The organism is Pseudoalteromonas sp. JC3 (genome assembly GCF_030291895.1).
Taxonomy (GTDB): domain Bacteria; phylum Pseudomonadota; class Gammaproteobacteria; order Enterobacterales; family Alteromonadaceae; genus Pseudoalteromonas.
This window is the reverse complement of the sequence record NZ_CP127855.1, coordinates 2,489,318-2,513,735: the sequence shown is the minus strand read 5'-3', so window position 1 is coordinate 2,513,735 and position 24,418 is coordinate 2,489,318. Positions and strand designations below refer to the sequence as shown.

Here is a 24,418-nt window from a genome sequence, read left to right as displayed (position 1 = left end):
GTGTCAAGGGCAAATATCAGAAAATAACCTAAGGTCGTATCAGTTAACTTGTGATATAATCAAAACGTTGATAATTCATAGAGATAGTTAATACATTTTGATTAAATATGACCTCCATAGCCATACTACTTTTTCCGATGGCCGCTTAGCTGTTGATGAATTGCTTGAGCGAGCAACGGAAAAAGGCGTTGATATTCTTGCAATTACAGATCATGACACGATAGATGCGCTCCAGCCTGCCCGTGACTACATTAGCCAAAATAATCTCACGTTAGAACTTATTAATGGCGTTGAAATTTCTACAAAATGGGAAAGCTTTGAAATCCATATCGTTGGATTAAATTTTGACCCTGAGCATGAAGCATTAACAAAGTTGCTGCACGAACAGCAGCAAAAGCGAGAAGCCAGAGCAAAAGAGATCGGCGAGCGATTAGCCAAAAAGGGCTATGAGCATGTCTACGAAGATGCCCTTGCACTTGCCCAAACTGCGCAGATCACCAGAGCGCATTTTGCTCAAGTGCTGGTTGAGCGAGGTGTGGCTAAAAACGTGCAAAGCGTTTTCAATAAATTTTTAGCACGTGGCAAAACTGGGTATGTGCCAAGTCAATGGTGCGATATACAAACGGCTGTTTCTGCTATTCATGCTGCGGGTGGAGTAAGTGTGTTGGCGCATCCTGCTCGATATAAGATGTCGAATAAGTGGCTAAGAAAGTTAATCGCTGAATTTAAAGCGGTTGGGGGAGCTGCAATGGAAGTTGCACAGCCGCAGCAAGCGCCTACTGAGCGCCAATTTTTGGGGCGGCTAAGTCAAGAGTTTGAATTGTTAGCAAGCCAAGGGTCAGATTTCCACTTCCCAATGCCTTGGGTCGACCTTGGTCGTAACTTGTATTTACCTAAAGATTGTCAGGGAGTTTGGCGTCATTGGGGAGGCAAAGAGGAATAAGCTTATGAGTCAATTTTTTCATATTCACCCAGATAACCCGCAAACGCGTTTAATTCGCCAAGCGGCTGATATTATTGAACAAGGTGGCGTAGTGGTGTTTCCAACCGACTCCGGCTATGCCATTGGTTGCAACCTCGGTAATAAGCAAGCTAAGGAGCGGATAGAGCGGATCCGCGGCATCGAAAAACACCATAATTTCACTCTCTTATGTCGTGATCTGTCGGAGCTTTCGACCTATGCCCGTGTCGATAATCAAATGTTTAGGATGATTAAAAATAATACGCCCGGTCCGTACACGTTTATTTTTAAAGGGACGAAAGAAGTTCCTCGCCGTTTGCTCAATGAGAAGAAAAAAACCATCGGGATCCGTGTTACTGATAACCCAATTACTTGCGCGTTGCTGGAAGCACTAGGTGAACCTTTGATGTCATGCTCTTTGATTTTGCCAGGAGAGCAGTTTACTGAGTCTGACCCCGATGATATCCGCATGCGTCTTGAGAAGCACGTAGACTTAATCATCCATGGTGGCTATTTAATCGAGCAAGCAACCACCGTTATTGATATGTCTGAAGACACCATTGAAATTTTGCGTCGTGGCTGTGGTGATACGTCGCCTTTTGAATAACGCATGTTGAGATGACAGAAGCACTCCAACAGAAATTACCGCTGGCTTTTTTACACGGTGAAGCGGTAATTGAAAAGCCGGAAGATCTTTATATTCCCCCCGAAGCCCTAGAAGTTATCTTAGAGACCTTTGAAGGCCCGTTGGACTTACTGCTTTACCTTATTAAAAGACATAAATTAGATATTCTAGAATTACCGATTTTTAGTATTACTCAGCAGTATGTTCAGTACGTTGAAATGATGAAGGACATGCAGCTCGAACTTGCGGGTGAATACTTGGTGATGGCAGCCTTGCTGGCACAAATAAAATCAAGAATGCTACTACCAAAACACGAAGAGTTAGAGGAAGAGGAAGATCCCAGAGCGGAGCTAGTGAGGCGATTGCAGGAATACGAGCAATTTAAGCAAGCTGCTGAGAACTTAGATGATATCCCTCGTGTTGAGCGTGATATCTTTGTCGCTCATGCGTTGGTAGACAGTAGTACCGACTCTGAGCCAGAATTCCCAGACATTGAACTGAGGGAATTACTTTTGGCGCTGTCGGAAGTGATGGCTAAAGCCAAGACCTTTGAGCACCATCATATATCCGCAGAAGCACTTTCGACTCGAGAGCGTATGAGCTTTATATTGCAATTGCTACGAGAACAGAATAAGCCGGTAGAATTTGCGCGATTTTTTACCTTGGACGAAGGGCGCAGTGGTGTGGTGGTTACTTTTATTGCCATGCTCGAACTCATTAAGGAGCAATTAGTTGACTATATTCAGTCAGCAACAGCAGCGGCGATTTACCTGCATTTAAAAGGCTAGGGGATGGCTGCAGCCTCTGCTATACTCCGCATTTTTATCTTCAAGCATAAAATATGAAAAGACGCGTTAGCGATGAACAACTGGTTGAATTGGTTGAAGCAGCGATTTTCGTTTCAGATAAGCCGTTATCTAAAAAGCGCTTAAAAGAAACTGTGCTGGAAGATATCAGCGTGTCATCACCGCGTATTGATCAGGCACTGGAAACACTGGTAAATCATTATCAAACTCGCGGTGTAAGGCTGGTTGAGGTTGGTACTGGATACCGTTTTCAAGCTTGCCCGAGCTTGAGCCCTTGGCTAAGTAAACTGTGGCAGGAAAAAGCACCAAAATACTCACGTGCTACACTTGAGACTTTGGCATTGATTGCTTACCGACAACCAATCACTCGAGGCGAAATAGAGCAAGTGCGCGGGGTCACCGTGAGTTCTAATATTATCAAAAGCTTGATAGATCGCGAGTGGATAAAAGTGGTGGGTTACAAAGAGGTACCGGGTAAGCCTGCATTGTATGCAACGACAAAACAATTTTTAGATTACTTCTCATTATCTGGTCTTGGGGAATTACCTCGATTACCTGAACAACATAATGAGAAAATAGAACAGTTATTAAACGATCCTTCTGTGAGAGAACCATCTGAATGAGTGAAAAACTACAAAAAGTATTGGCAAGAGCAGGCGTTGGCTCAAGACGCGAAATGGAAAAGTATATTGAGTCTAACCGCGTAAGTGTAGATGGAAAAGTTGCCAAGCTAGGAGACCGAGTGGAAGAGACTTCGGTGATCCGTGTAGATGGACATATTGTTAAAATAGAGCAGCAAGAAGAGCGCATCTGTCGCGTACTTATGTATCATAAACCTGAAGGTGAGCTGTGTACTCGTCGCGACCCTCAAGGTCGTCGTACTGTATTCGATAGGCTACCTAAGTTAGATGGTGACCGTTGGATAGCTATTGGGCGATTAGATATCAATACATCAGGCCTGTTGCTCTTTACCAATGATGGTGAGCTAGCTAATCGCTTGATGCACCCAAAATACGAAGTGGAACGTGAATATTCTGCTCGCGTATTTGGTGAAGTAACAAATCAAACGTTGCGTACATTAACCAAAGGCGTTGAGCTAGAAGACGGTCCTGCAAAATTCCTTAAGATTAAGCCACTTGGTGGTGAAGGCCTGAATAAATGGTTCAACGTAACACTGACCGAAGGGCGTAATCGCGAAGTTAGACGTCTTTGGCAGTCGCAAGATGTTGAAGTGTCGCGTTTGATCCGTATCCGCTATGGTAAATTGGAGCTTAATAAGCGTTTACCACAAGGTGGATGGGAAGAATTAAAATTAGAAGATGTTAACTACCTACGTAAATCGGTAAGCATGAGGGCCGAGCAGCAAACTAAGTTGTCGGTTATGCCAGAAAAGCGCAAAGACAAGCGCGCGAAAATTAATAAGATCCGCAAAGCAGTGAAAAAGCATAATCAAAGGGTCAAAACCCCAAGAAGAAAGTAATTTAAGCTTTTTATACCAATTAGCTTATTTAAGTGAGCTATTTTGAGGCGAGAAAATCTTGTCGATAACACCGCTACCGCGTCCTGCTATCGCCAAGGTACCTACATCCATATAGGCAAGGCAAAAATTTTGCTATTTAGTTGTTCTAAATGAGAAGTTTTTAACGTAGTTAGCGTCAGATTTGCTCCTTCAAATTGATCAAGTATTAAGACTAATTGGTATTAAACACCAGCCTAGTGAGCTGGTGTTTTTGTATTTGATAAGGAGATGCAAATGAAAGAGATGTTTGCTGGTAGTTGTCTGTGTGGTCAGGTTAAATATCTTGTAGAGGGCAACGCGCAGGGCTTTTATTTATGTCATTGTGAGTATTGTCAAAAAGACACAGGCTCCGCACATGCTGCGAATTTATTTTTTCAAAATGCAGTGCTAACTTGGCTTGCGGGCGAAAAGTTAATAACCCGCTTTATTTTACCGAATACTAAGCACGTTAAAGCCTTTTGTACTTGTTGTGGCTCTGCATTACCAAACCAGCAGCCTGTTGGTATAGTGGTACCTGCCGGTAGTTTAGATGATGCGCCGAGTCTTACGCCAACTGCACACCTATTTATCGCGAGTAAAGCGAAGTGGGATGAAAAATTAGAGCAAGTGCTGGCGTTTGAAACCTTGCCGAGAGATTAACTTAAGTAATATAACCTGAGCTGCGGATAATTAATGCCTTTCTAGCAGCCAGTTTTAGCGCTAACTGCGTTGAATTCACTTCCAATAGCCAGCTATTGGCGCGTAAATTCGCCTTGCCTACAGGATGTAGGTACCTTAGCGAGAGCAGGACGCGGAAGCGGTGTTTTCCCTAAAACTCTCTGGCTAGGCAAGGAAAAAACTAAGTTGTGCTTTAGCAACAATGAGTTGGAACATTCCTTATCCAAACCTCAGGTTAATATAGAAGGCTGCAATTGTGGATCTGCAGCCTTTAAAGTGCTAGTTAGTAGGTTTGGGCATCTAAAGATTGGCCATTAACTCCGATTGAGTCATCAGACATCAAGTACAGGTATGTTGGCATTAATTCTTCAGGTGTTTTTAGTTTATCTTTATCTTCACCTGGGAATGCTGATGCACGCATACTTGTTCTTGTTGCACCAGGATTAATGCAGTTGATGCGAATATTGGTTTTACCCACTTCTTCGGCCCAAGTTTGCATCATACCTTCGGTTGCGAATTTAGAAATTGCATACGCTCCCCAAAACTCACGACCTTTACGTCCTACACCCGATGAAGTAAAGACGATAGAAGCATTAGGCGCTTTTCTCATTACAGGGAATAGCGATTTAGTGATCACCGCTTGGGCTGTTACGTTTACCTTCATTATGTTTTCAAAGGTTGAAACGCAAAAGTGTTCCATTGGACCTAAAGAGCCTAAAATAGAAGCATTATTTAGCAAGCCATCGAGCTTACCAAATTGCTGCTCGATGGTGGCAGCCAAGTCTCGGAAGTGTTGTTTGGTTGCACCACGTAAATCTAAAGGTACAATTGCAGGCTGTGGGTAACCGGCGTTAACAATTTCATCATAAACGGCTTCTAGTTTACTGGTGGTTTTGCCTAATAGAATAACCGTTGCACCATATTTGGCGTAATTAATCGCCGCAACACGGCCGATGCCATCGCCGGCACCTGTTACTAGTATCGTTTTATTCGCAAGTGCGTTTTCAGGAGCTTGATAAGTCTGCATTCTGGACTCCAATTAAGATGTTTGGGCTATTTTATCACAATGCCGTAGCAAGTTAGCGAATTTATTGTAAATATGGCTGGCGAAATAACAAAGTTTGAGTTAAGTTTAACTGGTCTAATGTCTTATTAAAAATGCAATTACATAGATTTAACGAGAATTATCACAATAATAATAAGATTATGTCGGAGCCTATAAAATGAAAAAAATGCTACTCTCACTCGCAGTATCAGCAGCACTCGCTGGCTGTGGAGGCGGTGAAACGTTAGAAGATGTAAAAAATGATACTACACCCGTTTCTCCAACGATTTCTGTTAAATTTGATCCATCAGGTGGTGTGATCTCAGTTCCAAACGATATTCTTTTATCCGGCACTCAAGACGGTACCTTAAACCTACCTGACGAAATGTTAGGAGTGAAAGATGGTGAAGGTAACCCTCTGGTAACGCGTGCAAGCTACGCAAACCCAAGTATTGTGATTGGCGCCTTAGATGGTTGGTCGACGCAAATGCCTTACGTTATCGACATGACGACACCGAATGGTTTGACACTCGATGCGCAAAGCGTCATGACCCCGGGCTCTGTACGAATTTTTGAAGTTGCAATGGGTGGACCATTACAAACCGACGAAGACTGTGCTCAGGTGCCTTCAGGTATCGCTTGTAAGCCAATTGCTGAATTACAATTTGGCCCTGATGGTGATTTCGTTACCATGGCTAATAGCACAGGTAACGGTTTAGTTATTATCCCAGTTAAACCATTCAAACCTGAAACTACGTACATTACTGTTTTGACCAAAGGTCTTAAAGACTCAAAAGGTCAAAGTGTAGATGCTTCTTCGACTTACACCTTATTGCGCCAAGACGCGCCATTGGTAACTGATGCTCAGAAGTCTCTTCAGGCTGTGATTCGTAGCTATGAAGGGGCGGTAACTGCAGCGGGTTCGGTGAGTAAAGAAGAGATTATATATACTGCAGCAATGACGACACAGTCGACTGGTCACGCATTGGCGGCGACTAAGCAATTGTTAGCCGCTAAACTACAGGGCGGTGCTAACCCTGTTGTCGCTGTACCTGCACAACCGGTGATCACCGTTGCTGATGCCCTTGTAGGAAAAGTGCCTGATGCTATTTTACCTGCTTTTAGAAGCGTGCGTTTATTGCAAGGTCAAATACAACTACCTCAGTACTTATCACAACCAAAAAATAAAGATATCTCTGCGCTAGCTGATACCTATTGGCAAGCTCGCTGCGACAGCGCGGTAGCTGTCGCTGGATATGCGGCGCAAGCTGGTGGTTTACCAGAGCCAACAGAACCAAATGATATTGCTTGTAATACACTTTCGGGTGGAAAGTTGAGAGATTTAGGTTTAGATGGTACTAAGTTCTTAACTAAGTACAATCCAATCCCTAAAGAGCAGTGGCTTGCTAATGTTCCTGTGCAAATCACAATGCCTGCGGATGAGTCTCAGCGCCCAGAAGGCGGCTGGCCTGTTGTTATCTTGCAACATGGTATCACGAGTAAAAAAGAAGACATGCTTGGTTTGACGTTGTCATTAACACAAGCAGGATTTGCCACAGTTGCGATTGATCATCCAATGCACGGTGCTCGCGGTTTAGATATCGATGGTGATGGCACTGATGATTTTAATGCCTCGACAGGTAGCGTGTTGTCCTACATGAACCTAACATCGTTGTTAGTTGCGCGTGATAACTTAAAGCAATCAGCAGCAGATTTAATGGGTTTACGTTTAGGCTTAAACTTCATCAATCTAGCATCTGGCGGTCAAGTTAACTTTAATACTCAACAAGTTAGTTACTTAGGTCACTCACTTGGTTCTATTGTAGGCCCAAGCTTCCTTGCACAAACCAATACACCATTAAATCCAGCAATTGATGGCTTCTTTAAAGTTGAGTCAGCAGCGCTTGCAAGTGGTGGTTCGGGTATTGCTAATTTCTTGATTGAATCAAAATCATTTGGCCCGTTTGTACAAGGTTCAGTGTTGAGCTCTGCAGGTAACCTAGCATCGCAAGCGTTTAATACCTATCTGCAAGAAGGCGCAATTGCTGACTGTGGTACGCTTGCTGCCGTACAAAGTGAGTTTGTGTCGTGTGCTTATACAACCTTTAGAGCAGGGCTAGAGGCGGCTGAAGATACCGCAACACTTGCACTGATTGATGGCACGGTGACGCAGTTTGGTTTTGCAGCACAAACGGCATTAGGCAGTGCCGATCCACTTAACTATGCAGCTTCCGTGAAAGCGCTACAAACGCCAGTATATATGAGCGTTGTTACGGGTGGTGTTGATGGCAATGCTGCTGACTTGGTTATTCCTCCAACAACAGAACGCAGCTTCTTGTCAGGTAGCTTACCACTTGCTGGTTTCATGGGCTTAATGCCTGCAAGCGAAACGCAAATGAGTCAAGACGGAACACCTGGAAGTTATGTAGTGAAGTTCTCTCAGGGCCATCATAGTTCAATCTTGACGACAGGCTTTGATGAAAGAGCCGGTGGTACAGCAGCAGGACACGCCGCAGCTTCACTCGAAATGCAAACACAAGTTGCAAGCTTCTTGAAGTCAAAGGGTTTGGTTTTACAAGTATCTAACCCGGATGTTGTTGCAAACTAAGACATTTTTCGAGACTATAAAAGGCCGCAGCTAGCGGCCTTTTTTGTGTCTATTTAATATTGAGTTAAATGGGCCCCTTTATGAGCTAAATGAGGAGAACGACTTGGCATTTTTGTTTGAATATGGGTTATTTCTAGCCAAGACAGTAACCGTTATCTTTGGTATTGCAGTAGTCATTATTTTGATGGTGGGAGCAAGCTCAAAACCAAAATCGAAAAAGGGCGAAATAGAAGTTACCGATTTAAGCGACAGCTTGGCGCAATCTAAGCAGCAGTTTTTGCAGCAAACGCTTGATAAAAAGGCGCTAAAAGCCCTAAATAAGTCGCAATCAAAAGCGCAAAAAAATAAAGATAAAGAAACAGAGAAAAATGTTTTTTATCTTGAATTTAACGGGAGTATGGACGCTCACGAAGTCTCGGGTTTAAGAGAAGAGATCAACGCTATTTTAACGATTGCAGATAAAGAAAAGGATCAGGTTGTAGTGTCTGTAGAAAGTGGTGGTGGGGTTGTTCACGGTTATGGACTTGGTGCATCGCAACTTACGCGCATTAAGCAAGCAGGTATTCCTCTAACCGTCTGTGTAGACAAGGTTGCTGCAAGTGGCGGATATATGATGGCCTGCGTTGCAGATAAGATTATTGCAGCGCCATTTGCAATTATTGGTTCAATCGGTGTGATTGCGCAGATCCCCAACTTCAATCGTTTATTGAAAAAGAATAACGTTGACTTTGAAATGGTAACCGCTGGTGAGTATAAGCGTACACTCACGCTGTTTGGTGAAAATACGGATAAAGGCAGAGAAAAGTTTAAAGAGGAGATTGAAGAAACGCATGGTCTGTTCAAACACTTTGTCTCTGATAATCGTGTCGAGCTCGATATTGAGAAAGTGGCCACTGGAGAACATTGGTTTGGTACACAAGCGTTAGAACTTAAACTAGTTGATGAAATATCAACCAGTGACGATTTACTCATGTCACTAAATGAAAGTCACCAGCTTTATAAGGTGGCTTTTAAAGCTAAAAAAGGCGTTGCTGAGAAGTTTGGACTTCAGTTGGGGCTCGCCATTGAACGTTTCTCCGTTAAAGCGTTAACAAAGCTAAATCAATCTAAATATTAGTGATTGTTGTTCAGTTTATATCAATAAGCTTTATTTCAAACTATTAACAATACTTTATAGATGGCATCGTGTTCACAAAGCGCATGATGCCACGCTCTAAAAGAGAGGTTGTTATGAATAAAGTTATTGTACTTTCCCTACTTACCTTTAGTCTGACTTTAGGTTTAAATCAGGCGAATGCTAAACCGGAGAAGTTACCACCGGGCCTTGAGAAAAAGTTGAAGCAGGGCAAGCCACTTCCACCAGGTTGGCAAAAAAAGCTCCAAGTTGGAGAACGCTTAGATCCAGATATCTACGACCATGGCAAAGTGATTTATCGTGACAGAGATCGGGATTTAGTAACGATAAGCGTTGAAGGCAGGGTCATCAGGGTACTTGAAAACACCCTAGAAATTGTCGAAATTCTTAAAGGGATGAGATAAAAAGCATCAACTCTGTGCGGGGCAATTTCCCGTACAGAGTCCAAGTTTAGCAATCTAAGTGTTTGTTCCTCGCCAAAGCGTGTGTTAGTTGTAGCACTTAACTTAACGCCTAATGAGCTAGGTATTAAATAACGTCGTCATTCCTTGAGAGTTGTTGTTAGTCCATCTCGGTAAGTGGTAATTTCAAACTCCGTAAAGCGCTGCTTAAATTTTTCTGATACAAATATGTTGTCGACTGCATATCGAGGTAACAGTTCTCGTGTTTCTCTTATAGGTTTGCTAAAAATGCTTAGCAGTGATAGCTGCCATTTCTTTAATATTGAATACTTGCCTTGAATGCCGAGTATTTCGCTCGCTAAGTTAACGATTTGCTTGTAAGTGAGTCGATTGTCATCACATGGTAGATGCCATGTCTGGCCATACGCATCAGAGGTATTGCCTAGTAACGCCATTGCTCTGCTAGCATCTGGCGTGTATATCAAGGTACGTAACGTATTATCGCTGATAAATACTTTCGCAGCATCGCCTGCTCGCAGCTTATCAAGAACCGTTGTATTGGTGATACTTTGCGTTTTACCCGGTCCATAAAACTCAGGCGCGCGGCAAATCATCGCATTGACTTGGCCTGTACTCATCGCATCGAGCAGCGTATTCGCTATTAGGCCTCTAACTTGGCCTTTTTCGCCATATGGCAAAAAAGGTGTTTCTTCTGTGAGACGTTCATTGCTTTGCGGATACATATAGGTGTTATCAAAATACACTAATTTGGCATTATGTTTTGTGCACGCATCGATGACATTTCGCATCATAATAGGAAATTGCTCAACCCACATGTTTGTGTCAATCGGCAGTCCTGCGGTTAAGTAAACAATTTTAGAGCCTGCTACTGCTTTTTGCGTTTGACTGCCGTCAAGTAGATTAGCGCTGAGTAATTCGTCCGTGTTGTTTATCTTTCTTGGTGTTCGGCTGACAAGACGAATGTTATCGGTAAAGTCTTTCTTTAAAGCTCGGGCGAGTTCACTACCAATTTGGCCGTTTGCTCCAAGTATTGTTTGCATAAAAATTACCTTAATTTGTATCTGTTTTGTGCAAGCATAAGGTTAAAGTAAACTTGAAGGTCAATACTTAATTTCTGTTATCTGCTATTGTTTGGGATAAGCACAGATTTTTTCATTTAAGGTAGCAGACTGAGTGCAGTAGGAACTCGAGTTTATGAAAATTGGTGAATTATCAAAAAGAACAGGCTTGGCGACGTCGAAAATTCGATTCTATGAGGATATTGGCCTACTTAAATTAGTTAAGCGCGCTGCCAATGGTTATAGGATCTATCCCCCTGAAGCTGAAACTGTATTGCATTTAATTTCAAATGGTCAAAAGGCAGGCTTTAGTTTAGATGAGTTGAGTAAATTACTTCCGAGTGATCTAAGTGACTGGAAACATGATCAGTTACTTAACGCTTTACGTCAAAAACTTGCTGATATTGAACTGATGGAGAAAAAGCTTGCAGACAACAAACGACAATTAAACTCCATCCTTAATGACATAGAAGCCAAACCGGGTGACATGGCGTGTGCCGACAATGCCAAGCGAGTGATATCACAAATGGGGATGGATAAAAGGAGGAGGTAGATGCAAAAGGAGGAGAAAGAGAGAAAGAAGGACAGCCATTTCTAATGCTGCGTGTATAACAAAGCACGTTTAGTATCAGCGAATGCACAGTCGGTGAGCTTCAAATACCGAGATTACGCAGATGATAATCTTGATAAAGTGATGACACTGAGTAATGACGAATTCTTACGGCGTTATTTGCAGCATGTATTAATTACCGAAAGGATTTATGCGTATTCGACATTACGGTTTTTTAGCCAATGCATGTCGCAAGCGAAAGTTAGCGCTGATAAGGTCGCAGGCGTCATGCACATGCAGAGCAAAGAGGCCAAAGACAGGAGAAAACGTGACATTGATACCGCATTGGCCTTGTCAGCATTGTAAGGTAGGTATCTTGCGGCTAATTGGTGTATTCAAGTTAGATGCAACACCGACCAAAGTAGACCGAACGAGTTAGCAGCTCGATAGCTGCTCAAAATCAATTAGTTAACCTGCTTAATTGCTCAGGCTAGCGGCCTCGGTACGCTAAAAAATATAATTGCTTATTAAGGAAAATTTAGGTGTAATGAATACATAATAAGCGCTGAGCAATGCTGGGAAAGCTTACATAACACTAGCTAAACTGATTACACTAGCTAGGAAAGTGAAAGCCTTCAAAAAGCCTATTTTTTCTAAGTAAGCTATAGCATAAACAGTACCAACACTGTCACACCGAGCAGGTAGCGGCTCAGTTCAACAAGCGATTATGCAACACAAACAGCGTGTCGCATAAATACTAAAATGTTAGGTCTTATAGCGGATAAGGCTTACTTTTACAGAAGGAACGAAAAATGAATAAAACTAAATTGGAGTTGATAGCAATAGCCGAGGCTGGAGCAAGTTTAATATTAGATTCCTCGAAATTTACCAAACTTGAATTAGTCGCTATTGCTAAAGCAATTACGGAGCGCCGCAATCTTACGCTAGAAAATTGCCAGTCTAAAACAAAAATTGAGTTGATTGCTATTGCTCAAGCAGCATCAGGAAAAGTAACTTTTCAATAATCTAAATCACTATGGAGATTGCTAATGGCTCAATTCAGAGTTGAAACAGTATATGACGAAACTTCCAATCGGTACTTCATTGAACTCTACCAAAAGGACGGTGACTTACCTATTGTGGTAGGGAAGCAATATATTTCAGCCATGAACATGCAATGGCTGATGCGGTAGAAATGCTTAAAAAAGCAATGCCTTCGCAACCTATAACTGCTTGGCGTGAACAATAGACCTAACAATCCAAGGCAAGTAGGACATATTTTGTTTTGCTGCACTCAAAACGCAAAATATGTCTCTGCTTGGGGCGTTAGGTTTTATGGAGATAAATTGATTTCGATGAAAGAAAAAATATTAAACTATCTAACAAACGTGATTTCACATGATGGTCATGATTTATCCCTCGTTGACAACATATTCGCGATATTTGTGGCGGTAACGCTGGCATTAACTTTTGAAAGCTGGATATCTAAACATCTCTACATAATTATCCCTGTTTTCGTATCAGTTGCAGTTTTAATAGTTTCTTTGATGGTAACGGTTAATCTTAATACAACGAAAAAGTTGTGGTTGGGCTATTTAGTTTCGCTAGTTTTATCATTTCTATCTTATGAATACATTATGTGGGCATCAAATAATGATTTAGCCCCAGAATACCTAGATCTATTAGCGCTACCATATGGCGTTGTTATGTGGATTTTTTGCCGTGAACTTGCTGTGATAATAACCAATATAGTCCGCAGTAAGTAATGAAAATAAGAAAATAAGCGACACCCATAATAAGAAAATAAGCGACACCCATCACTATAAATAAGAAAATAAGCGACACCCATCACTATTAACATCAAAACTGAGGAGGTGAAGTAAAAAAGTATGAAAGCACAGCCGTCACTTTGTAAAACGTTTATCGATAGGTTATTTTTTAGCGCTCAAGCGTATCTCTACACTAAAACTGAGTTATCGCGCACGACAACGCGCTGCAAATACAGCAGTAAGAAATTCTAGAGTTGAGAATGTGAGTTTTGCTAAGCCAACAAGCGCTCGCAGTTTGTTAGGTTTGTCCGTCGTCGTTTTTGCAGTGTTTCGCAGTAAGCGGTTATTGTTCGCTCTCGACCAACGGCACCTTGAAATACCCGAGAAAATTGCGTAGTGAGTTTTATCCAGTTCTCAGGCTCTATATTTAATGGAATCTGGAGTCAATGACACCCACCATGAATCTGGAGTCAATGACACCCACCATCATTTGTATCTATGCTGGCAAGTAAGATTTAAAAGTACGGAAACACTTAAACGAGGATGGACAACAGCGTTTTTAGATAGGATGACCTTTGGCGGGTAAGCGTATCTCTACACTAAAACCGGGTTATCGCGCACGACAACGCGCTGTAAATACAACAGTAAGAAATTCTAGAGTTGAAAAGCTTGCTCTGCTAAGCCAACAAACGCTCGCAGTTTGTTAGGTTTGTCCGTCGTCGTTTTTGCAGTGTTTCACAGTAAGCGGTTATTGTTCGCTCTCGACCAACAGCACCGTGGAATACCCGAGAAAACTGCGTAGTGAGTTTTATCCAGTTTTCAGGCTCTATATTTAATCGAGTAAGAATAGGTTGCGCTTCGTTGATATAACCGCGTTTATCGGCGCGAATACATTTGCCCGTGAGCTCAACTAATTCAATATAGGACTTGAATTCAAAGGGCAGGCCTTTAGGCATATGTTTTCGTGGGCTACCAGCAAAGCGTAGTAGGCTTTTTGGTTGTTTGCCCAGCTTAGCGTGGTCGATGCGCTTTTTGATGCTGGTGTAGTCTGAGGTTTCAGGCGTTGCGGCGATTTTGGCTCTAATGGGGTTTAAGTCTACATATGCTAGACAAGCAGCCAATGCTGCCTCGTCCAGTAATGCTTGGGATTTGAATCGTCCTTCCCAAAAACGGCCTGTACAATTATCTTCTTTATTTGCTCGGCGGGCGATGTCTTCGTTAAGCACTCGCATAAACCAGCTAATATCTGCGAGCCTTTCTCTGTATTTGGCGACATGCTCATCGAGTATCAATTGCTCCGACTCATTGAGTGGCTCACCTTCAGTAAATTTTTGGCTTACCCAATTGCCTTTAAATAACTTGTGCCATCGTATCACAATCGCTTTATCCGACAGACGCTTAGCCTTTTTATCATCAACATATAAAACAATGTGGGTGTGATTACTCATCACGGCATAAGCACAGATATCAATACAAAACACATCTGCCAACATCAGGAGCTTTTCTTCAACCCAATCACGGCGGTGCTCGTATGATTTTCCAGTAAATTTATCTTCACCGCACAGAAAGGCGCGCCTCACGCAACGGGAGATACAGTGGTAGTATTTGGTGTCGGTTAAACTAATTTGTTTTTTACGGGCAGTAGCCATAGTTTGGTTTCCTCAATCCTTTGAGTGCAGAATTAAAGCGTAGGCGGAATCTTAGGAAGGTGCAAATTAGTGGTGGGTGTCAGCGATTTGAGCGATTTGACTCTTGACCAAAATGAACGGGTTGGGCGCCTCGTTAAGCGACTTTAACAAGCTCTTTATAAATACCTAAGCCAATGAAAAATATGTTATGTTTGTTCATGTTAGCCTCTGCTGTTTAGTTATTTGACAAACTAATTATGGCATTGGCTTTAAGCTAACCCACGAAGAGGTGGAGACAAGTGCCATGTGGGAGTCAATATGTCTAGGTATATCAGGAAAGAACCGTGAATAAATTTATATTAGTGTTATTTTGTTTTCTTTTTTCATTTTCTAGTAGTGCACACGAGAATTTCACGTCAGAGCAACTAATTGAGAAAGCAAAAGTATTTGTAGCGGCAAAAAATGCGCGTCAACAGCCAAATACAACAATTAAAGAGATAGAAAACTATATCTCACTGCTTTCTGATGACTTTATCGATGAACACGTCAAATTTAAATTTACTTATACAGATAAATCTAAACTCCGAGAGGATATGATTAATAAATTAAAAGATGAAGTCATTCATAGTTCAATAGAAATAAATGAGGTAATGGTTGGCGCTAATGTCGTCTTTGTAAAAATGACCGAATCAGGTAAAGTAAAACCTGCTCATTTAGATAAAACTATTGAATATAGTAAAACCAATATTGTTTCACTTGAGTTTAATCAAGCGGGCTTAGTTAAGCACATTCGTCGACACCACGGGTAATCAATACCATACAAACGCTTTAACACATTAGTGGTGGGTGTCAGCGATCAATAGAAGTGGTGGGTGTCAGCGATCAATAGAACTACAACATAGAGAGCTTTAGTTGTAGCTAAAACTTGAGTCTCACTTTACCCTAATTTGAGTTGTTATTATCCATACAAAGGCTTTAACCAAGGAACGAAAAATAGCAAGCTCGCGCTCCTTCGTCGCTATTTTATGCTGCTTCTTGGGGGAGTTGTTGCACAGTCTTCACTTTCCTTCAAAGTAATACAGCTTTCATGTAAAGGTTTCACCTTCTGTGTCCCACCAAAAATTTCTAGTTGACTTCATGGGTACCAACCACTACATTTGTAGTGGTTGAAAACTACAGATGTAGTGGTAGAGGTGATAAGTGAAACTAAGTGAATTTGAATTAGACGTGATGAAGTTACTTTGGCAACAAAATGCATGTACTGCCAGTGAGCTTCATAAATATCTTCTTGCAGATGATACAAGAACAAAAAAAGTGGCTTATAACACAGTCAAAACAATCGTAGATCGACTAGAGCAAAAAGGTGCGGTCGAGCGCTGTGGTCAGCAGGGGAGGTCAATCGTCTATCAAGCAAAAGTGACTCAGCAAGCGCTTTCACAGCAGGCAACACCGCGTTTTATGGATCGCTTTTTTAAAGGTAGTTCACGCAGCCTGATAGCTCATTTCATTACAGAAGAGAGTTTAGACGATGATGATATTGAGTATTTACAAAACCTACTTAAGAGCAAAAAACAGAAGAAAGAGAGCGACTAATGTTTGATTACTTACTCACCGCAAGCTTGCTCAGCATGTTTAGTTTGACTAGCTGCTATTTTCTGAAAACTGCGCCTGCACGAACGCGCTTTTATGTGTTGGTAGTAGGGTTATTGAGTTGGCTAATTCCATGGCAGCAACTTTCCCCACCCCCTTTTTTAATAGATCTGGAGCTTTACACTATTGAGGTGAGTTCTATTTCAGACTTAGGGTCAACTCCACCGAACAGCATCAAGCAAACCACTTTGCAAACCGAATCAAACTGGCTTTCTGGCTATACCATAAACCAAGTGTTTTCAAATTTGTTTGTATTTCTGACAGTGGTAGGTGGAGGACTATTTTTAGCGAGAGTATGGTCGTATAAAAGATTACTAAGAGGCATCGAAAAGGGCGCCTACACCAGTGAAGAGCATCAATATCTACACACGTTTTGCACCGTAAAATTTACAGAATTGAGTACCCCAGCAATTACGACAGGCCCATTACAGCACACCATTTGGTTAGATTTTAAGATGAAAGGTCGACCAGAACTCGATTCCGTGATTGAGCATGAGTTAACGCATATCAAGCATAAGGACACATATTGGTTATGGCTAATATGTGCGACTGAAAGCGTCTTCTTTTGGAATCCATTCTGTTTGTTGTTAGCAAATTTGGCGCGACAACAAATCGAACTCAGCTGCGATGAAAGCTGTATGGAAAAACTGAGTGATAAATATAGATACGATTTGGCCAGTTTACTGTTGTCCGAACATCAATACCGGTATGAACATGCGTCATTAGGTCATTCAGTATTAGCCGTATCTCACTCGAAAAGTTTCAATATTCAAAGAGTTAAAACACTAAACAAGGAAAAGAAAATGAAATTATCCCATTTAATGATTATCACGGCAGCACTGTCTTGTAGTGCCTTAGCTGCTAACCAAATCGTCTCTGAAAAGCAGGTAACACAAGGAGCGAGTATACAAAAGAGTGAAAAGTCAGCGCGATATCAACAGCAATTGAGAGAGCTACTCGCTGGGGCGAAAGGCGCGAAATCGAATGATGAAACACAGCTTAAAGCAGCGGTTTCACACATTTTAAATTGGCATAGTAACCGCGGTTCGTTAAATGGTTTTGAAGAGCTGGATATCAAAGTAAAAAGCTTTACCTTGCTCGACCAAACCTATCATAAGCTAGCTCAATACGAAGCAATCTTGACCGCTTACAATAATTGGTTTCCTGAAGGCTCTACTCAACCGCCATTTTTAAAAAACAGATTGGCATCAGCTTATATGCACCTTGGGCAATATCAGCAGGCAGCAGAGCAATTAGAGAGTCTATCTGAAAAAATGCAAAGCCGCTTTCAAATCGGTAGCGCTACTGATTTGGCACGCTCCTACATTGAAATGGCAGACTACGATAAAGCATTAGCTGTATTAAACAGTGATGCTGTAACGAGTGCTGAAAACCAAACATATCAAGATATCCTAAGATACTATGTATACGAAAAACTGAATAACCAGACAAAGGTGAACGAGCTGAAAGAGCGTTTACCAGCACATTATGCGAAAACACCAGCAATATTACCTCGCTTACCTCGACCTGGCTCTTTGCTTCTGGCGAAGTTATAAATCATTTAAAAAGCCTGTAAGATGCAGGCTTTTTTAATTTACTAAACTAACCGTGCGCTAGCCGAACAGTTCATCTTCTAGTGTTTTACCGTTAACTAACGACTTGTAACGCCAACCCTGTTCACGGCAAAGTCGGAGTACGTCAATATCAACCTGTTGGCCGCTACGGTACTCAATAAGCAGGGCGCCACTGGCATTTACTGTCACCTCTTCAACGCCTTGTAAGGTTTTCAAAAGCGCTATGTGACTACTGGTGCCAGACTCTTTAAGTTTTACAGTCAGCGTGGCAAGCTCCGCTTCTTGGATGCGGTCAACTGCGGTTAATTTACCATGCTGTAAATGTAATACTTGATCACACAAATCATCGAGTTCCACTAAATCGTGTGAACTCAAAATAAAGGTCGTTTCAGATTGAAGCCTTTTTACCAGGTTTCTGATCTCACGAGCATTTACGGGATCTAATCCAGCCGTGGCTTCGTCAAGCAGTACAATTTCAGGCTTTGAAAGTAGCGTTTGGGCGATACAGATACGTTTTCGCATGCCATGAGATAACTCATGAGGTTTGGCGTGATAACAGTCTTTGAGGTCGACAAGCGCAAGCACTCTGTGCGTTTCACTCTCGGCCGCTTTCGCATCTAAACCTTGAAGTTGTCCGTATAAACGTAGCTGATTACTGACAGAAAACCTTGGATCAAGCTGAGCATCCTGTGGAAGTGCGGCAAGGCGACCAAAAAGTGCAGCGCTGCCAGGTTTGTGACCTAAAATCTGAACATTGCCAGCATCTGCATTTAGATATCCGCAAAGTGTGCTAAAAAGGGTGGTTTTACCCGCACCATTTGGGCCAACAAGCGCAATGGGGTAACCTGCGTTTAGGGTAAAAGATACGTTATCTAGTGCGCGCTTTCGTCCATACTCTTTCACTAAATTATTAACTTCAATAATGCTACTCATAGCGTGCGCCTTCTTAATAGTTCACAACTAATTGCAATTAACACGAGGCTATGCAGCACCGGTGTGGCAAAGCGAGTGAGGTTGATATTTTGTGCGATGGTTTCTGTGCCTTGGAATCCAGGAAAAAGATAAAACAGATACTCCGCGTAAGCGCTGTACTCAAGTGCAAAAGCGACCAAAGTAGCGAGCGTTAAGTAGGTTAAAATTGCGTAAATCATACTCATTTTGCTTGAGTTAGCAAAGTGATTAGCAACAGACATCAGGGCAATAAATGGCGCAGTAATAAGCGTTAGCTCTAAAACAATTAATGTAGCCCGACTTAGCCCTGTGAGCCACAAGCTTGGGTCGCGCACCACCATTAATATCCAAGCACCTACAGCAGAAATCGCTATGAGCAGCAACGTATTGAATACCTGCCCAACAAAGCGGCCAACAACAATTTCCGCGCGAGATGTGCGCAGGGTTAGAAATCTCAGTGTGCCGCGGGTTCTATCTTCTACAGTTTGATCTGCGCTTGAAAAGATCACAAAAAGAGGAAATAGAAAGATTGACCAAACTAAGTACAGTGCAAGTTCCATTTCAGGCCATTGGGCAATACGGTGCATACCAACGACGCCAGAAAAACTCTGGATCATATTTTTGAAGTTGGGGTCGCTGACAATGGATACCGCTTCTGCAATGGCGTAGCGCAAAATGGCGTACCAAACCAAAACAAATGCGGCGATGGCTATCCATCCGCGTTTCGTTGCAAACAAGCGTTGCAATTCAAAGATGGCAATTAGGCCAATTCTTTTTATATTCATAAGGATCCTTGCAAGTGACAACACAGACTTTCACTACTAGAGCGGTAGGCTGACTTTGATTTGAGCGTATATGATTGGCGCTAAAAAAGGAAGTTACTGAACTGTAACAAAATTAAACCAATAAAAAACGGGCACGATTGAGTGTGCCCGTTTCTGAGTTTAAATTTGCTAGCAATTACCAGCCGCAATTACGGCCTTTATTTTGCTCATCTAGGTATTTTTGCAATGGTGCAAAGTAGTCAAGTACTGCTGTTGCATCCATTTCATCTTTACCTGTTAGCGTTTTCAGTGCTTGTTGCCAAGGTTTGCTGCTGCCCATTTCAAGCATGGCATTTAAACGCTCACCAGCTGCTTTCGAGTTGTAAACAGAACAGCGGTGAATGGCTTCTTTGCTGCCAGCAATTTCACAAAGTGATTTGTGGAACTGGAACTGCAAAATATGCGCTAAGAAGTAACGAGTGTAAGGTACATTACCTGGTACGTGGTATTTTGCACCTGGGTCAAAGTCATTTTCAGTACGTGAAATTGGTGCTTTAACACCTTGATATTTCTCTCTTAATTCCCACCACGCTTGGTTGTACTCTGCTGGAGAAATCTCACCAGAGAATACTTTCCAGCGCCATTGGTCGACAAGTAGACCGAATGGAATAAATGCAACTTTGTCGAGTGCCATCTTCATCAATAGACCGATATCTTTTGACTCATCTGGTACGTTATCCAACAAACCAATTTGCTTTAAGTAGCCAGGTGTTACAGATAGCGCGATGGTGTCGCCGATAGCTTCGTGGAAGCCATCGTTGGCACTTTCTTGGTAATACACAGGCTGTTGATTGTAAGCGCGCTGATAGAAGTTATGGCCTAGTTCATGGTGGATAACTGAGAACTCTTCACCGGTGCGTTGGATACACATTTTGATGCGTAGGTCGTCTTTGGCATCTAAGTTCCATGCTGATGCATGACATTGTACGTCGCGGTCTTGTGGTTTAATAAATAAAGAACGTTCGTAGAAAGTCTCAGGTAATGGGGCAAAACCCATAGAGGTGAAGAACTTTTCTGCACCTTTTACCATTTTGATTTCGTCGTAATTGTGTTTAGCCAGTAGCGCTGTTACATCATAACCCGGATCTGCGTTTTCCGGCGCGACTAAGTCATAGATATTGCCCCAGCTTTGTGCCCACATATTGCCAAGCAAGTGCGCAGGAATAGGCTGGTCTTGAGGCACTTTATCTTCGCCGTATTTCTCGCCAAGCTTGGCTCTAACATGACAGTGCAGCGAATCATATAGCGGCTTTACTTGGTTCCAAGTACGGTCAAGTTCTTTTGCAAAGTCGTCCGCTGGCATGTCGTACTTACTGCGCCACATGGCGCCTGTGTCTGCGTAGCCAAGCTCATTAGCACCTTCATTGGTAAGTACCACTTGCTTTTCATAGAGTGGACGCATCGGCTTTGACACTTCTCGCCAACCTTGCCAGATGTCTAAAAGCTCTTCATAGTCGCGACTATTCGCCATCTTAGCCGTCATGTCGCCAAGGCTTAGACAAGTGCCATCATCTTTACAGTATTTGCCCTTGCCGTACATACCATCAAGCTCTGCAGTGAGCTTTGCAAGTTCCGCTGTTTTGTCAGCATCTTTTGGTGCAGGTAATGTCAGGTTTAGCTTCAATTTGTCAAGCTTGCGGCGAGTATCTTCGTTTAACGTCAAGCCATCAAATTGTGCTGCTTGGTTAGCAAGCTCCACGAGCGCAGCGGTGTATTCCTCATTAACGTCCGCAGCAAATGAAGCGGTATCGTGAGTAATAAAGTTCGCGTAAATCCAAGCTGAGCGGCTAGAGCGGAAGTTAAGGTCAACCAACTGTTCTGACGCCTTATCTAAAAATGCTACTGCATCGGCTTCTGATAACGCTTTATTTGTAGTTTCAGTGGATTTGCAGGCAGAGAGTGCAAAAGTACTGGCAACAATGAGTGCGCCAACACTTAACTTAAATCTTGGTTTCATAGAGTTCACTTGTTGTTTTAATGAATACACGAGCCGACTTAACGCTAGACGGCATTTTAGTATCTATAGCCAGCTACACTAATTGGGTTAATTGCTAAAAATCAGCAAGTAAATTAATCGAATTAGTATTAGTCGTATGAACAACTAATCGTAGTGAGCGCGGCTTTTTCTCGCAGCAAAGCATCATTTTTTGCTGTGGTGGCAAGAATAATAGCAGGACGACTTTAAAACGACAATTTTGCGATGGACAAACAAAGAGATACGAGCGAGATAAAAGTTGAGTTAGTGTGATTATTAACCATAATTAAGACAGTCAATTGTATCAAAAGGCCGTATTTGGAGCCTGCAAAAAGGAGTGCATATGACTTTTGTTTTATTGGTGATTTTGGCCATAGTGGTGGTATTTTGTGTCCGTGATATCAGGGTTAAGTTGATCACTAAACCGCTCTTTAATTATTTCAAAACGTCATTACCTGAACTCTCCCAAACCGAGCGAGAAGCGATGGAAGCGGGGAGTATCTGGTGGGATGGTGCGTTGTTTTCGGGTAAGCCGAATTGGCGAAAGTGGTTAAGTAATGATAAACCAAAGCTAAGCGATGAAGAACAGGCATTTATAGATAGCGAATTACACACGCTGCTAAAAATGCTTGATGAAGAAAAAATATCTGAGGCTCAAGACCTGCCTGAAGAAGTTTGGCAATTTTTGAAAGAAAAGGGCTTTTTTGCTTTTATTATTCCAAAGGCTTTTGGTGGTCGGGAATTTAGTGCTCAGGCGAACTCCACCATCGTAGCAAAAATAGCGAGCCGTAGTTTATCTACTGCAGTGACCGTGATGGTGCCAAATAGTTTAGGCCCTGCAGAGCTGCTGCTTCATTACGGGACCAATGAACAGCAGAATACTTGGCTGCCAAAGCTTGCCTCGGGTGAGGCGCTACCTTGTTTTGCATTGACCTCTCCAGAGGCGGGATCGGATGCTGGTAGCATTCAAGACTTTGCGATTGTGTGTGAGCGTGAATTTGAGGGAGAAAAACAAATTGGACTTGCGGTAACTTGGCAAAAACGATACATCACGCTGGCGCCCGTCGCTGATGTATTAGGACTTGCGTTTAAGGTTTACGACCCGGATCAATTGCTTTCAATTAAAGTAGAGCTTGGGATCACTTGTGCACTTATTCCTACGGCACATGAAGGCGTAAAAACTGGAGATCGACATAATCCGCTGGGGCAAGCTTTTATGAATGGTACAACCAGTGGTGAAGATGTTTTTATTCCAATGGCTTGGGTGATAGGCGAACAGGCAGGTATCGGCAAAGGGTGGCGCATGCTGGTGTCGTGTTTAAGTGCTGGGCGGGGGATATCTTTGCCTGCACTGAGCGCGGGAACCGCTCAATTAAGTGCCAGAACGACTTCGGCTTACGCCGGTGTCCGTCGTCAATTTGGTGTACCTATCTCTGCCTTTGAAGGAGTGCAAAGCGCGTTAGCCAGAATTTACGGCTATAGCTATCTTATTGAAGCGGTGAGACAAACCACTGCGTTGGCAATTGATTTAAAGCAAAGCCCTTCGGTAGTCACTGCGATTGCCAAGTATCACCTCACAGAACATGCAAGGGTGGCATTAAATGATGCGATGGATATTCATGGTGGTAAAGCCATTCAAATGGGGGAAATGAATTATCTTGCCCACAATTATATGGGGATGCCGATTTCTATTACCGTTGAAGGCGCCAATATTTTAACGCGAAGCTTGATGATTTTTGGTCAAGGTGCAACGCGTTGTCATCCTTTCATACTCAAAGAAATGAGTATCGTACAGCAAGAAGATCAATTAATCGCATTGAAAGAGTTTGATGAAGTGCTTTGCAAACACTTGCAGCATACCTCTGTGAATGGGCTTAAGGCGTTTTTTAATGGCTTCACACTTGCACGTTTCGAACGTGCGCCAGTGAGTGGTGATGTGGCGGCGTATTACCGACGGCTAACATGGCTGAGCCAAGCGCTTTCTGTGTATAGTGATATCGCTATGTTAAAGCTAGGCGGTTCACTAAAACGTAGAGAAATGCTCTCTGCAAAATTAGGAGATGTCCTGAGCTTTCTTTATATCGCCTCGTGCGTATTAAAAAAATACGAAGATGATGGCCGTCAGCAAGGGGACTTACCGCTGGTAAAGTTTGCCTTAGATCACTGTCTTAACGAAGCAAGTAAGGCTATTTATGCATTTTGCGATAACTTTACCGCAGCACCTCTGGCATTTTTGTTAAAACGTTTGGCGTTTCCTGTTGGTAAGTGGCTCAAAGCGCCAAGCGACAAATTGGCGGTTCAGGTATGTAGCAATGTTTCTGATCACAACTCGACCCGAGAACGTATCTCGCACCTGTGCGCCGTGGTAAAACACTCTGCGGTAGATACGGTTGAGCATGCTTATTTACTGGAAAAGGCGCATGCTCCACTAATGGCAAAATATCGTAAGTGGTGTAAACAAAATAGCGTGAAACTGGTGGGTAAGACATTGAATGAAAAACTCAGTATCGCAATGGACGACAAGGTGATTGATGATAAGAGTTCTGAAACCATCTTTTGTATTGAAACGCTGGTTGCAAAAGCGATTGCTGTTGATGCAAAAGCGCCCAACTAGTTTGTTGTGACTGAGGATTTTGGCTAATTTGTTAAAAAAGCCCCGAC

The 24,418-nt window shown here is 42.5% G+C and carries 23 protein-coding genes and 2 pseudogenes; 18 read left to right on the top strand and 7 right to left on the bottom strand.

Annotation, left to right across the window (positions count from 1 at the left end):
- The first annotated feature begins 97 nt into the window (after window positions 1–97).
- The 6 genes from rnm (at window position 98) to QSH61_RS10450 (ending at window position 4,550) form a co-directional block, all read left to right on the top strand.
- The gene (gene rnm, locus QSH61_RS10475) at window positions 98–943 is read left to right on the top strand and encodes an RNase RNM (RefSeq protein ID WP_010604965.1); all 846 of its coding nucleotides are present in this window, start codon (window positions 98–100) and stop codon (window positions 941–943) included.
- Between the two features lie 4 nt (window positions 944–947).
- A complete protein-coding gene (locus tag QSH61_RS10470) occupies window positions 948–1,568 on the top strand; it encodes an L-threonylcarbamoyladenylate synthase (protein WP_010378577.1) in 621 nt (206 codons plus the stop codon).
- An 11-nt stretch (window positions 1,569–1,579) separates the two neighbouring features.
- Window positions 1,580–2,374 (top strand): segregation and condensation protein A, encoded by a 795-nt coding sequence (locus QSH61_RS10465; RefSeq protein WP_206470952.1) that lies wholly within the window; start codon window positions 1,580–1,582, stop codon window positions 2,372–2,374.
- A 53-nt stretch (window positions 2,375–2,427) separates the two neighbouring features.
- On the top strand, window positions 2,428–3,015 hold the full coding sequence (gene scpB / locus QSH61_RS10460) for an SMC-Scp complex subunit ScpB (protein ID WP_010378581.1): 588 nt from the start codon (window positions 2,428–2,430) through the stop codon (window positions 3,013–3,015).
- Window positions 3,012–3,872: a 23S rRNA pseudouridine(2605) synthase RluB gene (gene rluB, locus QSH61_RS10455; RefSeq protein ID WP_010604963.1), complete on the top strand. Its 861-nt coding sequence runs from the start codon at window positions 3,012–3,014 to the stop codon at window positions 3,870–3,872. The genes scpB and rluB overlap by 4 nt, the downstream gene beginning before the upstream one ends.
- Window positions 3,873–4,145: 273 nt before the next feature.
- Window positions 4,146–4,550, top strand: a complete 405-nt coding sequence (locus tag QSH61_RS10450; protein ID WP_206470951.1) for a GFA family protein — start codon at window positions 4,146–4,148, stop codon at window positions 4,548–4,550.
- Window positions 4,551–4,851: 301 nt separating this feature from the next.
- On the opposite strand, the gene QSH61_RS10445 is transcribed toward QSH61_RS10450, so the two are convergent.
- The gene (locus QSH61_RS10445; protein WP_010604961.1) at window positions 4,852–5,595 is read right to left on the bottom strand and encodes a YciK family oxidoreductase; all 744 of its coding nucleotides are present in this window, start codon (window positions 5,593–5,595) and stop codon (window positions 4,852–4,854) included.
- 196 nt (window positions 5,596–5,791) lie between these two features.
- Here QSH61_RS10445 and QSH61_RS10440 point away from each other — a divergent pair, with 196 nt between their 5' ends.
- From QSH61_RS10440 to QSH61_RS10430, 3 genes are all read left to right on the top strand, one after another.
- Window positions 5,792–8,221: a VolA/Pla-1 family phospholipase gene (locus QSH61_RS10440; protein ID WP_174168748.1), complete on the top strand. Its 2,430-nt coding sequence runs from the start codon at window positions 5,792–5,794 to the stop codon at window positions 8,219–8,221.
- 103 nt (window positions 8,222–8,324) lie between these two features.
- A complete protein-coding gene (sohB, locus tag QSH61_RS10435) occupies window positions 8,325–9,338 on the top strand; it encodes a protease SohB (RefSeq protein ID WP_206470950.1) in 1,014 nt (337 codons plus the stop codon).
- 113 nt (window positions 9,339–9,451) lie between these two features.
- A complete protein-coding gene (locus QSH61_RS10430; RefSeq protein WP_045988126.1) occupies window positions 9,452–9,760 on the top strand; it encodes a hypothetical protein in 309 nt (102 codons plus the stop codon).
- A gap of 137 nt (window positions 9,761–9,897) precedes the next feature.
- Here QSH61_RS10430 and QSH61_RS10425 read toward each other — a convergent pair whose 3' ends face one another.
- Complete coding sequence (locus tag QSH61_RS10425; RefSeq protein WP_206470949.1) at window positions 9,898–10,818, bottom strand: NAD-dependent epimerase/dehydratase family protein; 921 nt, start codon at window positions 10,816–10,818, stop codon at window positions 9,898–9,900.
- Between the two features lie 154 nt (window positions 10,819–10,972).
- Here QSH61_RS10425 and QSH61_RS10420 point away from each other — a divergent pair, with 154 nt between their 5' ends.
- From QSH61_RS10420 to QSH61_RS10400, 5 genes and pseudogenes are all read left to right on the top strand, one after another.
- Window positions 10,973–11,389: a MerR family transcriptional regulator gene (locus QSH61_RS10420; RefSeq protein ID WP_174168750.1), complete on the top strand. Its 417-nt coding sequence runs from the start codon at window positions 10,973–10,975 to the stop codon at window positions 11,387–11,389.
- Window positions 11,390–11,440: 51 nt separating this feature from the next.
- Window positions 11,441–11,825: pseudogene (locus QSH61_RS10415) on the top strand (transposase); the annotation flags it as partial.
- A 373-nt stretch (window positions 11,826–12,198) separates the two neighbouring features.
- Entirely contained in the window at window positions 12,199–12,411 is a 213-nt protein-coding gene (locus QSH61_RS10410) for a hypothetical protein (protein ID WP_206470948.1), read from the top strand.
- A gap of 24 nt (window positions 12,412–12,435) precedes the next feature.
- Entirely contained in the window at window positions 12,436–12,579 is a 144-nt protein-coding gene (locus tag QSH61_RS10405) for a hypothetical protein (RefSeq protein ID WP_206470947.1), read from the top strand.
- 162 nt (window positions 12,580–12,741) lie between these two features.
- Window positions 12,742–13,152: a hypothetical protein gene (locus QSH61_RS10400; RefSeq protein WP_206470946.1), complete on the top strand. Its 411-nt coding sequence runs from the start codon at window positions 12,742–12,744 to the stop codon at window positions 13,150–13,152.
- A gap of 275 nt (window positions 13,153–13,427) precedes the next feature.
- On the opposite strand, the pseudogene QSH61_RS10395 reads toward QSH61_RS10400, so the two are convergent.
- Together QSH61_RS10395 and QSH61_RS10390 are read right to left on the bottom strand one after the other, a co-directional pair.
- Window positions 13,428–13,586: pseudogene (locus QSH61_RS10395) on the bottom strand (transposase); the annotation flags it as partial.
- A 246-nt stretch (window positions 13,587–13,832) separates the two neighbouring features.
- A complete protein-coding gene (locus tag QSH61_RS10390) occupies window positions 13,833–14,804 on the bottom strand; it encodes a transposase (RefSeq protein ID WP_286121879.1) in 972 nt (323 codons plus the stop codon).
- A 323-nt stretch (window positions 14,805–15,127) separates the two neighbouring features.
- On the opposite strand from QSH61_RS10390, the gene QSH61_RS10385 reads away from it, so the two are divergent.
- The 3 genes from QSH61_RS10385 (at window position 15,128) to QSH61_RS10375 (ending at window position 17,989) form a co-directional block, all read left to right on the top strand.
- Window positions 15,128–15,592, top strand: a complete 465-nt coding sequence (locus QSH61_RS10385) for a nuclear transport factor 2 family protein (protein WP_174168753.1) — start codon at window positions 15,128–15,130, stop codon at window positions 15,590–15,592.
- A gap of 391 nt (window positions 15,593–15,983) precedes the next feature.
- A complete protein-coding gene (locus QSH61_RS10380) occupies window positions 15,984–16,376 on the top strand; it encodes a BlaI/MecI/CopY family transcriptional regulator (RefSeq protein WP_174168754.1) in 393 nt (130 codons plus the stop codon).
- Window positions 16,376–17,989: a M56 family metallopeptidase gene (locus QSH61_RS10375; protein ID WP_206472055.1), complete on the top strand. Its 1,614-nt coding sequence runs from the start codon at window positions 16,376–16,378 to the stop codon at window positions 17,987–17,989. Before QSH61_RS10380 ends, QSH61_RS10375 begins: the two co-directional genes overlap by 1 nt.
- Before the next feature lie 57 nt (window positions 17,990–18,046).
- On the opposite strand, the gene QSH61_RS10370 is transcribed toward QSH61_RS10375, so the two are convergent.
- The 3 genes from QSH61_RS10370 to QSH61_RS10360 form a co-directional block, all read right to left on the bottom strand.
- Entirely contained in the window at window positions 18,047–18,940 is an 894-nt protein-coding gene (locus QSH61_RS10370) for an ABC transporter ATP-binding protein (RefSeq protein WP_206472053.1), read from the bottom strand.
- Window positions 18,937–19,743: an ABC transporter permease subunit gene (locus QSH61_RS10365; RefSeq protein ID WP_174168757.1), complete on the bottom strand. Its 807-nt coding sequence runs from the start codon at window positions 19,741–19,743 to the stop codon at window positions 18,937–18,939. The genes QSH61_RS10370 and QSH61_RS10365 overlap by 4 nt, the downstream gene beginning before the upstream one ends.
- A 175-nt stretch (window positions 19,744–19,918) precedes the next feature.
- Window positions 19,919–21,739, bottom strand: a complete 1,821-nt coding sequence (locus tag QSH61_RS10360) for a M2 family metallopeptidase (protein WP_206472051.1) — start codon at window positions 21,737–21,739, stop codon at window positions 19,919–19,921.
- Window positions 21,740–22,100: 361 nt separating this feature from the next.
- On the opposite strand from QSH61_RS10360, the gene QSH61_RS10355 reads away from it, so the two are divergent.
- On the top strand, window positions 22,101–24,371 hold the full coding sequence (locus QSH61_RS10355; protein ID WP_206472049.1) for an acyl-CoA dehydrogenase: 2,271 nt from the start codon (window positions 22,101–22,103) through the stop codon (window positions 24,369–24,371).
- Window positions 24,372–24,418 lie beyond the last annotated feature (47 nt).

Bases quoted from the DNA above. Each gene is read 5' to 3' on its own strand.
- QSH61_RS10470 (WP_010378577.1), top strand. From the start codon at position 948: ATGAGTCAATTTTTTCATATTCACCCAGATAACCCGCAAACGCGTTTA.
- QSH61_RS10465 (WP_206470952.1), top strand. From the start codon at position 1,580: ATGACAGAAGCACTCCAACAGAAATTACCGCTGGCTTTTTTACACGGT.
- scpB (WP_010378581.1), top strand. From the start codon at position 2,428: ATGAAAAGACGCGTTAGCGATGAACAACTGGTTGAATTGGTTGAAGCA.
- rluB (WP_010604963.1), top strand. From the start codon at position 3,012: ATGAGTGAAAAACTACAAAAAGTATTGGCAAGAGCAGGCGTTGGCTCA.
- QSH61_RS10450 (WP_206470951.1), top strand. From the start codon at position 4,146: ATGAAAGAGATGTTTGCTGGTAGTTGTCTGTGTGGTCAGGTTAAATAT.
- QSH61_RS10445 (WP_010604961.1), bottom strand. From the start codon at position 5,595: ATGCAGACTTATCAAGCTCCTGAAAACGCACTTGCGAATAAAACGATA.
- QSH61_RS10440 (WP_174168748.1), top strand. From the start codon at position 5,792: ATGAAAAAAATGCTACTCTCACTCGCAGTATCAGCAGCACTCGCTGGC.
- QSH61_RS10430 (WP_045988126.1), top strand. From the start codon at position 9,452: ATGAATAAAGTTATTGTACTTTCCCTACTTACCTTTAGTCTGACTTTA.
- QSH61_RS10425 (WP_206470949.1), bottom strand. From the start codon at position 10,818: ATGCAAACAATACTTGGAGCAAACGGCCAAATTGGTAGTGAACTCGCC.
- QSH61_RS10420 (WP_174168750.1), top strand. From the start codon at position 10,973: ATGAAAATTGGTGAATTATCAAAAAGAACAGGCTTGGCGACGTCGAAA.
- QSH61_RS10410 (WP_206470948.1), top strand. From the start codon at position 12,199: ATGAATAAAACTAAATTGGAGTTGATAGCAATAGCCGAGGCTGGAGCA.
- QSH61_RS10405 (WP_206470947.1), top strand. From the start codon at position 12,436: ATGGCTCAATTCAGAGTTGAAACAGTATATGACGAAACTTCCAATCGG.
- QSH61_RS10400 (WP_206470946.1), top strand. From the start codon at position 12,742: ATGAAAGAAAAAATATTAAACTATCTAACAAACGTGATTTCACATGAT.
- QSH61_RS10390 (WP_286121879.1), bottom strand. From the start codon at position 14,804: ATGGCTACTGCCCGTAAAAAACAAATTAGTTTAACCGACACCAAATAC.
- QSH61_RS10375 (WP_206472055.1), top strand. From the start codon at position 16,376: ATGTTTGATTACTTACTCACCGCAAGCTTGCTCAGCATGTTTAGTTTG.
- QSH61_RS10370 (WP_206472053.1), bottom strand. From the start codon at position 18,940: ATGAGTAGCATTATTGAAGTTAATAATTTAGTGAAAGAGTATGGACGA.
- QSH61_RS10365 (WP_174168757.1), bottom strand. From the start codon at position 19,743: ATGAATATAAAAAGAATTGGCCTAATTGCCATCTTTGAATTGCAACGC.
- QSH61_RS10360 (WP_206472051.1), bottom strand. From the start codon at position 21,739: ATGAAACCAAGATTTAAGTTAAGTGTTGGCGCACTCATTGTTGCCAGT.
- QSH61_RS10355 (WP_206472049.1), top strand. From the start codon at position 22,101: ATGACTTTTGTTTTATTGGTGATTTTGGCCATAGTGGTGGTATTTTGT.